The organism is Leifsonia sp. NPDC102414 (assembly GCF_044765685.1).
In the GTDB taxonomy this organism is placed as follows: domain Bacteria; phylum Actinomycetota; class Actinomycetes; order Actinomycetales; family Microbacteriaceae; genus Leifsonia.
The window spans coordinates 466036-479179 of record NZ_JBIWKN010000001.1 but is presented as its reverse complement, the minus strand read 5'-3'; the positions used below and the strand labels follow the sequence as shown (position 1 = coordinate 479179).

11 protein-coding genes and 1 tRNA gene are annotated in these 13144 nt (G+C 69.2%); 7 read left to right on the top strand and 5 right to left on the bottom strand.

Going from position 1 to position 13144, the window contains the following annotated elements:
• Positions 1-63 precede the first annotated feature (63 nt).
• Together ACIRCZ_RS02210 and ACIRCZ_RS02205 are read right to left on the bottom strand one after the other, a co-directional pair.
• A complete protein-coding gene (locus ACIRCZ_RS02210; RefSeq protein ID WP_055892875.1) occupies positions 64-1392 on the bottom strand; it encodes an ABC transporter substrate-binding protein in 1329 nt (442 codons plus the stop codon).
• A 121-nt stretch (positions 1393-1513) separates the two neighbouring features.
• The gene (locus tag ACIRCZ_RS02205; RefSeq protein ID WP_055892872.1) at positions 1514-2518 is read right to left on the bottom strand and encodes a LacI family DNA-binding transcriptional regulator; all 1005 of its coding nucleotides are present in this window, start codon (positions 2516-2518) and stop codon (positions 1514-1516) included.
• Between the two features lie 174 nt (positions 2519-2692).
• Here ACIRCZ_RS02205 and ACIRCZ_RS02200 point away from each other — a divergent pair, with 174 nt between their 5' ends.
• From ACIRCZ_RS02200 to ACIRCZ_RS02170, 7 genes are all read left to right on the top strand, one after another.
• Entirely contained in the window at positions 2693-3616 is a 924-nt protein-coding gene (locus ACIRCZ_RS02200) for a carbohydrate ABC transporter permease (protein WP_402851608.1), read from the top strand.
• A gap of 48 nt (positions 3617-3664) precedes the next feature.
• A complete protein-coding gene (locus tag ACIRCZ_RS02195; protein WP_055892867.1) occupies positions 3665-4615 on the top strand; it encodes a carbohydrate ABC transporter permease in 951 nt (316 codons plus the stop codon).
• Positions 4616-4629: 14 nt separating this feature from the next.
• Entirely contained in the window at positions 4630-5988 is a 1359-nt protein-coding gene (locus ACIRCZ_RS02190; protein ID WP_402849178.1) for a Gfo/Idh/MocA family protein, read from the top strand.
• Complete coding sequence (locus ACIRCZ_RS02185) at positions 5985-6884, top strand: NAD-dependent epimerase/dehydratase family protein (RefSeq protein WP_402849175.1); 900 nt, start codon at positions 5985-5987, stop codon at positions 6882-6884. The genes ACIRCZ_RS02190 and ACIRCZ_RS02185 overlap by 4 nt, the downstream gene beginning before the upstream one ends.
• Positions 6881-7789, top strand: a complete 909-nt coding sequence (locus tag ACIRCZ_RS02180; protein ID WP_402849172.1) for a 5-dehydro-4-deoxyglucarate dehydratase — start codon at positions 6881-6883, stop codon at positions 7787-7789. Before ACIRCZ_RS02185 ends, ACIRCZ_RS02180 begins: the two co-directional genes overlap by 4 nt.
• The gene (locus tag ACIRCZ_RS02175) at positions 7786-8850 is read left to right on the top strand and encodes a mandelate racemase/muconate lactonizing enzyme family protein (protein WP_402849169.1); all 1065 of its coding nucleotides are present in this window, start codon (positions 7786-7788) and stop codon (positions 8848-8850) included. Before ACIRCZ_RS02180 ends, ACIRCZ_RS02175 begins: the two co-directional genes overlap by 4 nt.
• Before the next feature lie 75 nt (positions 8851-8925).
• The gene (locus ACIRCZ_RS02170) at positions 8926-10425 is read left to right on the top strand and encodes an aldehyde dehydrogenase (NADP(+)) (RefSeq protein ID WP_402849166.1); all 1500 of its coding nucleotides are present in this window, start codon (positions 8926-8928) and stop codon (positions 10423-10425) included.
• Positions 10426-10534: 109 nt separating this feature from the next.
• On the opposite strand, the gene ACIRCZ_RS02165 is transcribed toward ACIRCZ_RS02170, so the two are convergent.
• The 3 genes from ACIRCZ_RS02165 to gltX form a co-directional block, all read right to left on the bottom strand.
• Positions 10535-10606, bottom strand: a tRNA-Gln gene (locus tag ACIRCZ_RS02165).
• A gap of 57 nt (positions 10607-10663) precedes the next feature.
• Complete coding sequence (locus tag ACIRCZ_RS02160; RefSeq protein ID WP_402849163.1) at positions 10664-11614, bottom strand: NAD(P)/FAD-dependent oxidoreductase; 951 nt, start codon at positions 11612-11614, stop codon at positions 10664-10666.
• A gap of 9 nt (positions 11615-11623) precedes the next feature.
• Positions 11624-13141, bottom strand: coding sequence for a glutamate--tRNA ligase (gene gltX, locus ACIRCZ_RS02155; protein WP_402849160.1), 1518 nt, complete (start codon positions 13139-13141; stop codon positions 11624-11626).
• Positions 13142-13144 lie beyond the last annotated feature (3 nt).

Here is a 13144-nt window from a genome sequence, read left to right as displayed (position 1 = left end):
GGCGGAACGTGAAGTCCAGGCGGCCGGCTCAGCTGAGCCGCCCGCCTGGACTTCACGTGTCGATCAGCCGTCGGTGTCGAGCGACTGCTGGAGCTGGCTGATCCAGCTCTCCGCCCCCTTCGCCGCCGTCGTCTTGCCGAACAGGATGTCGGACTCCGTGCGCTGCGAGAGGTCGTTCATGATCGCACCGCCGGCCGGCTGCGGCGGAGAGACGACGCCGACCTTCAGGATGTCCTCCAGGTAGCTCGCCGACTGCGCATCCGTCTCGCTGAGCAGCGGCTTGACCACCGGCAGGATCGTGCTGTTGAACGGCAGACCGCGGTCGGCCAGGATCACCTTCGCCGAGTCCTTGTCGTTGAGCAGATAGTTCACGAGGAGTGCCGACTGGGCCGGGTGCTTCGTGGTGGCCGCGATGGCCCAGAACTGGGAGGGGAGCACGGAGACGCCGGTGGTCGACGTGTTCGTCGGCGGCTGCACGATCTCGACCTTCGCGCCGTTCGTGCCGGCCGTGTACGCGCTGAGCTGGTTGCTGTACGCGAAGCTCATCGCCGCCTTGCCGGTGCCGAACAGGGTCTGGTCCGGAGTCACGTTCCAGTGCTGCACGATCACGGACGGGTCGGGCAGGCCGCCGCCCTTCACGAGCTTCTGCTCCATCTCGTACCACTTCTGGATGTCGGCAGCCTTGACCGCGATCTTGCCCTTGTCGGTGTAGATGCCCACTTTGTTGAGCTGTGCCGCGTACGTGCCGAGGACATCCTGCACGCGGAGGTCGAGCCCGACCACGCCGTCGCCCGCCTTCTTGCTGATCGTGTCAGCGGCCGTGATGAAGTCGTTCCAGCTCCAGTCGTCCTTGGGAAGCGCGACTCCGGCTTTCGCGAACAGATCCTCGTTGACGAGGAGCCCGATCGCGTTTCCGCCGGTGGGAAGGCCGTAGAGCGCGCCGTCGACCTTCGCGGCGGTCAGCGCGCTCTCCGGATAGTCGGCGGTGGACAGGTAGGGCTTCACGGTCGAGAGGTCGAGGAGCGATCCCGCCGCCCCGTAGTCCTGCGGCTTCGAGCCGCCGAGCGCGAAGACGTCCGGCGCCGTTCCCGACGCGAAGTCGGTGGAGAGCCGGTTGAAGAGATCGTCGGGAGCGCCGACGGGCTCCGCAACGACGGAGATGTTCGGGTACTTCTTCTCGAACATCCCGATGACCTTGGTCATGATCGCCGCGCGGGCGTCGTTCCCCCACCAGGAGAGGTGCAGGGTGACCTTCTCCTTCGCGTCGTACGACGCCGTCGGAGCGGACGATCCACCGTCGCCTGGTGAGCCGGAGCAGCCGCTCAACAGGAGCGAAGCCGCCACGATGCTGCTGAGTGCTGCCCCTGTGAGCAGCCGGTTCCTACGCGTCATTGCGCCTCATTTCGTGAAAGTGTTTCCAGAACGCTCGGCCTCGATCCTGTCGGGAAGACTGTTTTCGAGAAACCGGTTTCACGCACGGTAGCAGCCATTGGCACGACGTGTCAACGCTCGGTCAGCTCCGCACCGGACCTGCGGATCCGCGCACTTCGACCCTCGGCTGGAACACCAGGTTGTGCGACGGCCGCTCCTCCTGGATGAGCGAGTGAAGCCGCTGCCACGCCTCCACCCCCAGGTCCTCGTGGGGCACGGATGCGGTGGTCAGCGGTGGCGCGCAGAACCGGGCGAACGGGATGTCGTCGAACCCGGTCACCGAGATCTCGCCGGGGACATCCACCCCCAGCTCCTGCAGCCCGTTGATGAGTCCGATGGCCACGAGGTCGTTGAACGCCAGCACGGCGGTGGCGCCGGTCTCCCGCACGGCCTGGGCGGCGGACGACCCGTCGTCGAGCCCGGCGCCGCCCCGGACATTGCTGACCGTCACCCCGTCCGCGGCCTGCCGGAACTCCTCGAAGCCGCGGAGCCTCGCCGCGTTCGACACGCTCTGCTCCGGCCCCATCACCAGGGCGAACCTGCGGTGCCCGAGGTCGTACAGGTGCCGCGCGAGCGCCTGGATGCCCGACTGGTAGTCGACGGACAGCGACGGAGCGGAGACCAGCGCGCTCGGCCGGTTGATCAGCACGAGCGGCTGCAGCGCTTCCGCGAGGGCGACGAGCTCCTTCTCCGGCATACGAGGCGCGCACAGCACGATGGCATCGCTCCTGCGACGGATCTCGGTGGCGAGCAGCGCCTCGTCGTCCGGCGACTCGGCGGAGTCGGCGACCAGGGCGCGGTAGCCGTCGCGCGCCGCCGTCTTGCTGAACCCGGAGAGCACCGCCTGGAAGGTGGGGTTCGCGAGGTCGGGAACGAGGAAGGCGACGGCTTTCGTCTGGCCGAGCGCCAGGGCGCGGGCGAGCTGGTTCGGCTGGTACTCCAGGGTGTGAGCAGACGCCAGGACGCGCTCCGCCACCTCCGGCTCTCCTGCGAACCGGCCGTTCATCACCCTGGACACGGTCGCGGGCGACACCCCGGCGTGCCTCGCCACCTCCGAGATCGTCGAAGACCCTGATCGTCGCACCATTTCCGTCCCTTCTCCGAACGATTCTTCCGTGCTCACAGTAACGCTCTTGTGAAACGTTGCGTTTGACTTTGCCCGCAGACCCCGGCATTATTCCGTACGACGCGAGAAATCGCTTTCACGGCCCACATCGTGGGCACGGCAGACGAGGAGGTCTTCGTGAGTAGTCTTGGTGAACTGAGAACCGTGGCGTTGAACGCCCGCCGAGGCGGGGCGAAGGTCAAACCTCGCTTCACCGACAACAAAGCGGGGTACGCCTTCCTCGCCCCCTGGCTGATCGGCGTCGCCGTCTTCACCATCGGCCCGATGCTGTACTCGCTGTACCTGTCGTTCACCAAGTACAACCTGCTGCAGTCGCCGAAGTGGATCGGCTTCGACAACTTCACCCAGATGTTCGCCGACGAGCGCCTGTGGAACTCGCTCCGGGTCACCTTCATCTACGTGATCGTCGGCGTTCCGCTGCAGCTCGTCATCGCGCTCGCCATCGCCATCCTCCTCGACCGGGGGATGCGCGGGCTCTCCATCTACCGCTCGATCTTCTACCTGCCGAGCCTCCTCGGCGGCTCCGTGGCCATCGCAATCCTGTGGACCCAGGTGTTCGGCAAGGAGGGCATCGTCAACGGGTTCCTGTCCTGGTTCGGCATCCAGGGGCCCGGCTGGATCTCCGACCCGAATACGGCGCTCGGGACGCTGATCGTGCTCCACATCTGGACCTTCGGCTCCCCCATGGTGATCTTCCTCGCCGGCCTCCGCCAGATCCCGGACATGTACTACGAGGCAGCGTCGATGGACGGGGCAGGCAGGGTGCGCCAGTTCTTCTCGATCACGTTCCCTCTCCTCACGCCGATCATCTTCTTCAACCTCGTGCTGCAGGTGATCTTCGCGTTCCAATCGTTCACGCAGGCGTACATCGTCTCCGGCGGGAGCGGAGGACCGTCCGACTCCACGATGTTCTTCACGCTGTACCTCTACCAGCAGGCGTTCACTCAACTGCACATGGGGTACGCCTCCGCGATGGCGTGGTTCCTGCTCGTCATCATCGCGGCTCTCACCGCGCTCAACTTCTGGCTCTCCCGGTTCTGGGTCTTCTATGACGACTGATCCCGCCTCCAGCACCCAGACGATGAGACCCGCAGAAAGGCACAGCGCATGACCGCAGCCGCAGACACCAGGCCCAACGGGCAGCCCCGTCCGAACGCAGAGCCCCGTCCGACCGCAGAGCGACCGGGAACGGACGCTTCTCCCCGGCAGGACCGCCGGAAGCGAAGCGCGCGCCGCCCCGTTCGCTCGATCCTCAAGCACTCCGGCCTGATCCTGCTGTCGATCATCATGATCTACCCGCTGATCTGGCTGGTCGTCTCGTCGTTCAAGCCCAACGACCAGATCTTCACCAACCTCAGCATCTTCACGAACGAGCTGACCCTCGACAACTACGTCAAGGGCTGGAGCTCGCAGGGTCTGCCGTTCAGCGTTTTCCTCGGCAACTCGTCGATCATCGTCATCGGGGCCATCATCGGCAACTTGATCTCCTGCTCGCTCGCCGCATACGCGTTCGCCCGGCTGAACTTCCGGTTCAAGACGCTGTTCTTCGTCATCATGCTCGGCACGATCATGCTGCCGATCCACGTCGTGCTCGTACCGCAGTTCATCATCTTCAAGCAGCTCGGCTGGCTGGGCACCTTCCTCCCGCTGATCATCCCGAAGTTCGTCGCCACCGACGCGTTCTTCGTGTTCCTGATGGTGCAGTTCATCCGGGCACTGCCCAAGGAGATCTTCGAGGCCGCCCGCATCGACGGCGCCGGTCACCTCCGCACGTTCGTGCAGGTCACCCTCCCGCTCATGGTCCCCGCCCTCGCGACGACAGCGATCTTCACATTCATCTGGACCTGGGGCGACTTCTTCGGCCCGCTCATCTACCTGCGGACGACCAGCGTCTTCCCGGTCTCCGTCGCGTTGAAGGGCTTCGTCGACCAGCAGTCGACGTCCGACTACGGAGGGATGTTCGCCATGTCGGTCATCTCGCTCGTCCCCCTGTTCATCGCCTTCCTCCTCGGCCAGCGCTACCTGGTCAAGGGCATCGCCACCACCGGCATCAAGTAGATCGAAAGAGAGCAATGACACACCAGACCCGCTACGCGCTCATCGGCACCGGCTCGCGCGCCCAACTGCATCTGGATGCGATCGTCGGCCCGCACGCGGACACGGCAGAGCTGGTCGCCTGGTCGGACACGAACCAGGGACGATTGGACTGGTACGAGCGGCGCCTCGCCGCCTCGGGGGTCGCCGCGCCGGCGCGGTTCGAGCCGTCCGAGCTCGCCGCGACCGTCGCATCCCTCGGCATCGAGCGCGTCATCGTGACCTCGCCGGACGTCACCCACGCAGACTACGTCGTCGCCGCTCTCGAGGCCGGCGCGGACGCGGTGGTGGAGAAGCCGCTGACGACGAGCGAGGAGGGCGTGCGCAGGATCGCGGACGCCGCGGAGCGCACCGGCCGCTCGGTGATCGTCACGTTCAACTACCGGTACTCCCCCCGCAACACCGCTTTGAAACGCGTCGTCGCCTCCGGGGCGATCGGCGATGTCACCTCCGTGCACTTCGAGTGGGTGCTCGACACCGCGCACGGCGCGGACTACTTCCGCAGGTGGCACAGAGACAAGGCGAACTCCGGTGGACTCCTCATCCACAAGTCGTCGCACCACTTCGACCTCGTCAACTGGTGGCTCTCCGACAGCCCTGCCCGCGTGTTCGCCAGCGGCGGCCTGCGGTTCTACGGCGCGGAGAACGCTGCACGGCGTGGGCTCGGGATGCGCCCGGAGCGCGGCTCCGTCGACTCGCCGCTGCGGGATGCGTTCAGCCTCGACCTGCGCGAGGACCCTCACCTGCGCGAACTCTACTTCGATCAGGAGGCATATGACGGCTACCTGCGCGACCGCGACGTCTTCGACCCGGGCATCACCATCGAGGACAACCTCTCACTCGTCGTCGACTATGCCCGCGGCGCATCCATGTCGTACTCGCTGAACGCGCACTCGCCCTGGGAGGGGTACACGGTCGCGATCAACGGCACGGCGGGCAGAGCGGAGCTGACGGTCGTCGAGCGCGGTGCTGTGCTGCTCGGCGACGACGGCCGCCCTGCCGTCGACCCGTCCGCCCACCCGGAGGCCGTCGCCGACGAGCGCACCCGGCCCGTCGGCGAGCGCCTGCTGGTCCAGAACCACTTCGGCGTCGCGCAGGAGGTCCCGATCCCGGTCGCGGAGGGCGGCCACGGCGGTGGCGACGCAGAGCTCCTGCGCGAGCTGTACGGGAACGCCCCTGCCGATCCTCTCGGTCGGGCAGCGTCGTGGGCGGACGGCGTCCGCTCCGTCGCCGTCGGCCTCGCCGGAAACCGGTCGCTCAGCACAGGGCAGGCCGTCCGCACGTCGGAGCTCTCGCTCGGCGCGGGGGCCGCGGCGCTGGAAGGAGAGCGCCGATGAGCCGCTATCTCGTCACGGGCGGCGCCGGCCGACTCGGCCGCAGTGTCGTCGCCGTGCTCGCGGAGGCCGGTCACGACGTGGTCTCCGTCGACAGGACGGAGGTCGCGGGGTCTCCGGCGACGCAGGTCGTCCGCGACCTCACCGACGCCGCCTCGGTGCGGGACGTGCTCGCCGAGCACCGGCCGGATGCGGTGGTCCATCTGGCCGGGATCGCTGTGCCGTTCAGCGCTCCGGACGACGTGATCTTCCAGACCAACACCTCGCTCGCGTTCGCGGTGATCGCCGCCGCCCGCGACGCAGGGGTGGCCGCCGTCCTTCTGTCGAGCAGCCCGACCGTCGTCGGCTACAACGCGCCGACGGGCTGGGCGCCGACGTCCCTCCCCATCGACGAGTCGCACCCCGTCGCGCCATGGAACGCGTACGCGCTCGCCAAGGTCGCCATCGAGGAGCTGGTGGCCACCGAGATCCGGTCAGGCACGCCGACCCGCCTCGGGGTCTTCCGCCCCTGCTACGTCGTCTCGCCGGAGGAGTGGAACGGCGCGCCGACACAGCAGGGGCACACGATCGCCGACCGGCTGGATGACCCGAGCCTCGCCGCCGTCTCCCTGTTCAACTACGTGGATGCGCGCGACGCTGGCGAGTTCGTCCTCGCCTGGCTCACACAGCAGAACGCAGCACCGAACGGCTCCGTGTTCTTCGTCGGCGCAGCGGACTCGCTCGTGCGCGAACCCGTTGGAGAGGCCATCGCCCGGCTGGTGCCGGCCGCGGCACCGCTGTCCGGTGCACTCGGCCCTGAGGACGCGGTGTTCTCGAGCGCTCTCGCTGAGCGTCTGCTCGGCTGGCGGGCGCGCCGCACCTGGCGAACCGAGCTCGCGACAGAGGAGGCGGCCAGGTGAGCCGGCTCGCTTTCCGTGACGGCGTCCTGTTCTTCCCCGTCACGCCGTTCGACGCGGCCGACCGGGTCGACCAGGCCGTCCTCGCCCAGCACATCTCCTCCGGGGTGGATGCGGGTGCCGCAGGGGTCTTCGCGGCCTGCGGCACCGGCGAGTTCCACGCCCTGTCGATCTCCGAGTTCGGCGCGGTGGTCAGCACCGCCGTCGCCGCCGCGGCTGGCAGAGTCCCTGTCGTCTCCGGCGCCGGCGGACCGCTCGGACACGCCCGCGAGTGCGCGCGGGTCGCGGAGGAGGCCGGCGCCGACGGCCTCCTCGTCCTCCCGCCGTACCTGGTCTCCGGCCCGCAGGCGGGGCTCGTCGCATACATCGAGGCCATCGCGGCCGCGACCACGCTTCCGCTCATCGTCTATCACCGCGCGAACGCCGCACTCGGCGAGGATACGGTCAGGCGGCTCGCCGAGATCGAGCAGGTCGTCGGCATCAAGGACGGCGTGGGCGACATCGCGCTGATGCAGCGCTTCGTGCTCGCTGCAGCCGCTGAGGGCAGGGACCTGTTGTTCTTCAACGGCCTGCTCACCGCCGAGCTCTCGCAGGCGGCGTACCGCGCCATCGGCGTTCCGCTGTACTCGTCCGCCGTGTTCGCCATGGCTCCCGACCTCGCCGTGGCGTTCTGCGATGCGTACCTGGCCGGGGACGATGCCGCACAACGCCTGCTGCTCGACCGGTTCTACGTGCCGCTGGTGCGGCTGCGCGACGAGACACCGGGGTTCGCGGTGTCGCTCGTGAAGGCGGGGCTGCGCATCCAGGGGCTGCCTGTCGGGCCGGTGCGTGCCCCACTGGTCGACCCGACCTCGGAGCAGGAGGACAGGCTGCGCGCCATCCTCGACGCAGGGCGGGCGCTGCTGTGACGACCAGGGCGATCCGCGCTGTCGACACCAGGCTCGTCCGCATCCCGCTGGCCAGACCGTGGGGTCCGGACGTGCGCGACATCCGGGTGGTGCAGGTCACGGTCACGGACGATGCGGGAGAGCAGAGCGTGGGATTCTCCTGGACTCCGTCGATCGGCGGATCGGCGGTGCAGGCCCTGATCGACACCGACCTCGCACCGTTCGCCATCGGCCGTCCGGCCGAGCCCACCTGGTGGGATGACGCCTGGCTGCACCTGCACGAGGCGGGCGGTGGCGGGATCACGACCATCGCCATCGCCGGCCTCGACCTCGCTCTCTGGGATCTGCAGGCGCGCCGGCGCGGGCTCCCCGTCGCCGACCTGCTGGACCGCCGCCACTCCCAGCTCGCCGCATACGGCAGCGGGGTGAACCTGCACTACACGCTCGACGAACTGACGCAGCAGGCGAAGCGCTGGGTGGATGCGGGCTTCGACGCCGTCAAGGTCAAGGTGGGCAAGCCGGACATCGCCGAGGACGTCGACCGCATCCGCGCCGTCCGGGAGACCATCGGCCCCGACCGCGCCCTGATGCTCGACGCCAACCAGCGATGGAGCCTCGACACGGCCGTCTCCGCCGTCGAAGCACTCTCCCCGTTCGGCATCGAGTGGTTCGAGGAGCCGCTGATCGCCGAAGACCTCCGCGGCCACGCCGAGTTGAAGCGCCGGACGGGCGCAACCATCGCCGTCGGAGAGAATCTGCACACCGAGTCGCGGTTCGCGGAGTTCATCGACGCGGGCGCCGCCGACGTCCTCCAACCCAACGTGATCAGGGTCGGCGGCATCACCCCTGCCAGGCGCATCGCCGACCGCGTGCAGGCCGCGGGCGCCCGTCTCGCCTTCCACCTGCTGCCGGAGCTGTCGTCGCAGGTGGCCTTCGCGGTGGAGCAACCGACCTGGGTGGAGATCGTCGAGGACGCCGGTTTCGCCGAGCTCGGCGCCCTCACGTCGCCCACAGGGCTGGTCGTGCACGACGGCGTGGTGTCCGGCGGTCCCCTGCTCGGGCTCGGCTTCCGGTTCCGCTGACGTCGCTCTCCCTCCCGTCCCGTTCTCGTTCTCGTTCTCATTTCGACTTTCCGCACCTCTCCGATCGGAGCATCCATGATCAGCTCGTCCACCACGACGTCGACCACCTCCGGCACGTCGTCCGCCCCGTCCACCGCTGCGGAGGTCGACGCCGTCGTCCGCCAGGCCGCGGATGCCTTCCACCGCATCGGCCGCCTCCCCGACTCCAACAGAGCGCACTGGCTGCGCGCCGTGGCCGACCGCCTCGACGCGGCGACGGACGAGCTCGTGGCCATCGCCGCTCGCGAGACCGGGCTCGGCGACGCCCGGCTGCGTGGGGAGGTCGCACGCACCACCGGGCAGCTCCGGATGTTCGCCTCCGTCGTCGAGGAGGGCTCATACCTCGAGGCGATCATCGACCACGCCGCTCCGGATGCGAACCCTCCTCGCCCCGACCTCCGCCGGCTGCTGCGCCCACTCGGCCCCGTCGCCGTGTTCGCGGCATCGAACTTCCCGTTCGCGTTCTCCGTGGCGGGCGGCGACACCGCCTCTGCCATCGCGGTCGGGGCGCCGGTGATCGTCAAGGCGCACTCCGGGCATCCCGAACTGTCGGAACGAACCGCCGGCCTCGTCACGGCTGCGCTGACGGAGGCGGGGGCGCCGGAGGGGACGTTCGCGCTCGTCGCCGGGCGGCAGGCGGGGGTGGAGCTCATCGAGCATCCACTGGTCGCAGCCGGCTCCTTCACCGGGTCAGTGGCCGGCGGGCGCGCTCTGGCCGACCGGGCAGCCGCCCGGCCGGCGCCCATCCCGTTCTTCGGCGAGCTGGGCAGCATCAACCCCGTCGTGGTGACGGCCGAGGCGGACGCCGCCCGCGGAGCCCAGCTCGCCGAGGGCCTCGCCGCCTCGTTCCAGGGCAGCGCAGGCCAGCTGTGCACGAAACCCGGCCTGGTCTTCGTGCCGGAGGACTCCGCTGTCGAGGCGGCACTCGCCGCCCACGTCGGCGCCGCCCAGCACCGCCTCCTCACCGACGCCATCGACGCCGGCTTCCGCCACGGCGTCGCCGCTCTCGCGGCGGTGCCCGGCGTCGAGCTGGTGGCAGAGGGCGCAGCCGGCGCAGGCGCGCCCACCGCCGTCGTGTACGCGGTCGCCCTGGCCACCTTCGCGGACGAGCGCTACCGCGAGCTGCTGACGACCGAGGTGTTCGGCCCGGCGACCCTGCTCGTGCGCTACCCGGGCGCCGAGCCGCTCGCGCCGCACCTCGACGCGCTCGATGGCTCGCTCACGGCCACCATTCACGCCGAACCGGGCGACGACATCGCCGACCTGGTCGAGATCCTCGCCGACCGCGCAGGGCGCCTCCTCTTCGGCGGTTGGCCGACCGGCGTCGCCGTCACCTGGTCGCAGCACCACGGCGGCCCCTGGCCCGCCACCACGTCCCAGCACACTTCGGTCGGAGCCACGGCCACCCGCCGCTTCCAGCGCCCCATCGTGTTCCAGGACGCGCCGGAGCGGCTGCTCCCCGCAGCGCTCGTGGAGAAGAACCCGCTCGGCATCCCGCGGAGGGTGGACGGGGTGCTGCGCGCCGCCTCGCGGTAGGGCTCCGCCGTCTCGGTCGTTGGAGCCCGTCCGAGGCGAGGGGCCCCCGTCAGAGGGCGGACGCGTCACACAAACAAAAAAGACCCGGATGACCGGGCCTTTCTCACTGCTGGGGTACCTGGACTCGAACCAAGAACAACGGTACCAGAAACCGCCGTGTTGCCAATTACACCATACCCCACCGTTCCGAACCGAAGCCCGGGCACGAGAGTCAACTTTATCCTACGCCGACCCTCAATTACAAAACGGCGATCCCGGGCGCGCCGTCGATCGCGAGGCCGATCAGGTCGCGGTTGATCGCGGCGGCCGCCACGGCGCCAGAACCGGCCGCGACGATGAGCTGCTGGGGGCCGGGCGGCGTCGTCTCGCCGACCGCATAGACCCCCGGCACCGAGGAGCGGCCGTGCGCGTCCGTGAGCAGGTAGCCGTCGTCGTCCGTCTCGAGGTCCAGGCCGGACACGAACGCGAGCGACGGGGTCCAGAGCGGGCGCACGAATCCGCCTGCGCGCTCGATGACCGTGCCGTCGACGAGGCGCACGCCCGTCATGGTGCCGCGCTCTCCCACCACATCGTCGATCGCCCGGCGTTCGACGCGAACGCCGAGCCTGGCCAGCACTCGCTCGTCGTCGTCGCTCACCGTGCCTGCCGCGTTGGTGAAGACGATCAGGTCGTCCGTCCACTGAGTGAGCAGCATGGCCCGCTCCGCGAGATCATTCGTCTCCCCGATCAGCGCGAGCGGCGCATCCGCCTTCTCGTAGCCGTCGCACTCCACACAACTGTGCAGCTGGGTGCCGTAGTACGCCCGGATGCTCGGCACGGCAGGCAACGTCTCCTGCAGCCCCGTGGCGAGCACCACTGTCTGCGCGACCACGTCGATGTCCGCCGCACCGCGCACGCCGGTCGCGCGTACCCGGAATCCGGCGCCGGAGACCTCGATGCTCTGCGCGAGCGCGAACGCCACCTCGCCGTTGTCGTACGCTTCGACCTCCTCGCGGCCGATCCGGCGCAGTTCGAGGGGGGCGATGCCGTCGCGCGTCAGGTAGCCGCGCGCCACCAGGGTCGCGGCGTGCCGCGGTCGATTGCTGTCGATCACGAGCACGTCACGGCGCGCACGCACCAGGTTGAGCGCGGTGGACAACCCGGCAGGCCCGCCGCCGATGACGACGACCTCGTGTGACTCGCGTGGCACGACCGGCGCCTATCCGAGGCTGGCGGAGAGTGCGTCGAGCCGCGCGATGGTCTCGGCCTTGCCCAGGATCTCCATCGACTCAAACAGCGGAGGCGAGATGCGGCGACCGGAGATCGCGACGCGCAACGGCCCGAAGGCCACGCGTGGCTTGAGTCCGAGGCCCTCGATCAGCGCGTCCCGCAGCGCGGACTCGATGGCGTCGTGCGTCCACTCGTCCTGCGGCACCAGTTCGAGCGCACCGATGGATGCGGCGAGCACCTCACCGGCGTCGGCCGGCAGCGAGGCGCGTGCGTCGTCCTCCACCGTCAGCGATGCGGCATCGGTGAACAGGAAGCCGAGCATCCCCGGCGTCTCGCCGAGCAGCTGCACGCGCTCCTGCACGAGCGGCGCGGCCTCGGCGAGGATCGCCCGCTGCGCGTCGCTCAGCGGCTCGGTGAGGATGCCGGCGGCCACCAGGTACGGGATGGTCCGCTCCGCGAAGTCGGAGACCTCCAGCAGCCGGATGTGGTCGCCGTTGATCGACTCGGCCTTCTTCAGGTCGAATCTCGCCGGGTTCGGGTTGACGTCGACCACATCGAACGCCGCGACCATCTCGTCGATCGAGAACACGTCGCGGTCGTGGGTGAGCGACCACCCGAGCAGCGCCAGGTAGTTGACGAGCCCCTCCGGGACGAACCCGCGGTCGCGGTGGTGGAACAGGTTGGACTCCGGGTCGCGCTTGGAGAGCTTCTTGTTGCCATCGCCCATCACGTACGGCAGGTGGCCGAAGCGCGGAACGAACGTGGTGATGCCCGCCTCGATCAGCGCGTGGTACAGCGCGATCTGCCGCGGCGTCGACGACAGCAGGTCCTCGCCGCGCAGCACGTGGGTGACGCCCATCAGCGCGTCGTCCACCGGGTTCACGAACGGGTACAGCGGGTGGCCGTTGGGCCGCACGACGACGAAGTCGCTGAACGATCCGGCCGGGAAGGTGATCTCGCCGCGCACCAGGTCGTCGAAGCTGAGGTCGGTGTCCGGCACGCGCAGACGCAGCGCAGGCTCGCGGCCCTCCGCGCGGTACGCCTCCTTCTGCGCATCCGTGAGCTCGCGCTCGAAGTTGTCGTAGCCGAGCTTGGGGTCACGACCGAGCGAGACGTTGCGCGCCTCGATCTCCTCGCCGGTGGCGAAGCTCTCGTAGATGTGGCCGGACGCCTTCAGCTTCTCGATCACGTCGCGGTAGATGTCGTAGCGCTCCGACTGCCGGTACGGCCCGTCCGGACCGCCGACGTTCACGCCCTCGTCCCAGTCGAGCCTCAGCCAGGTGAGCGCCTCGATGATCTGGCCGTAGCTCTCCTCGCTGTCGCGGGCCGCATCCGTGTCCTCGATGCGGAAGACGAGCTTGCCGCCGGTGTGCCGCGCGTACGCCCAGTTGAACAGTGCGGTGCGGATGAGGCCGACGTGCGGCGTGCCGGTCGGCGACGGGCAGAACCGGACGCGGACGTCGGAGCCGGTGGCCGTGGAGAACGGGTGCGAGATGGAGTCAGACATACT

What these genes read in the sequence shown, in the direction of transcription:
- ACIRCZ_RS02185 (WP_402849175.1), top strand. Translation starts at nt 5,985, where the DNA reads ATGAGCCGCTATCTCGTCACGGGCGGCGCCGGCCGACTCGGCCGCAGT.
- ACIRCZ_RS02170 (WP_402849166.1), top strand. Translation starts at nt 8,926, where the DNA reads ATGATCAGCTCGTCCACCACGACGTCGACCACCTCCGGCACGTCGTCC.
- ACIRCZ_RS02195 (WP_055892867.1), top strand. Translation starts at nt 3,665, where the DNA reads ATGACCGCAGCCGCAGACACCAGGCCCAACGGGCAGCCCCGTCCGAAC.
- gltX (WP_402849160.1), bottom strand. Translation starts at nt 13,141, where the DNA reads ATGTCTGACTCCATCTCGCACCCGTTCTCCACGGCCACCGGCTCCGAC.
- ACIRCZ_RS02210 (WP_055892875.1), bottom strand. Translation starts at nt 1,392, where the DNA reads ATGACGCGTAGGAACCGGCTGCTCACAGGGGCAGCACTCAGCAGCATC.
- ACIRCZ_RS02190 (WP_402849178.1), top strand. Translation starts at nt 4,630, where the DNA reads ATGACACACCAGACCCGCTACGCGCTCATCGGCACCGGCTCGCGCGCC.
- ACIRCZ_RS02205 (WP_055892872.1), bottom strand. Translation starts at nt 2,518, where the DNA reads ATGGTGCGACGATCAGGGTCTTCGACGATCTCGGAGGTGGCGAGGCAC.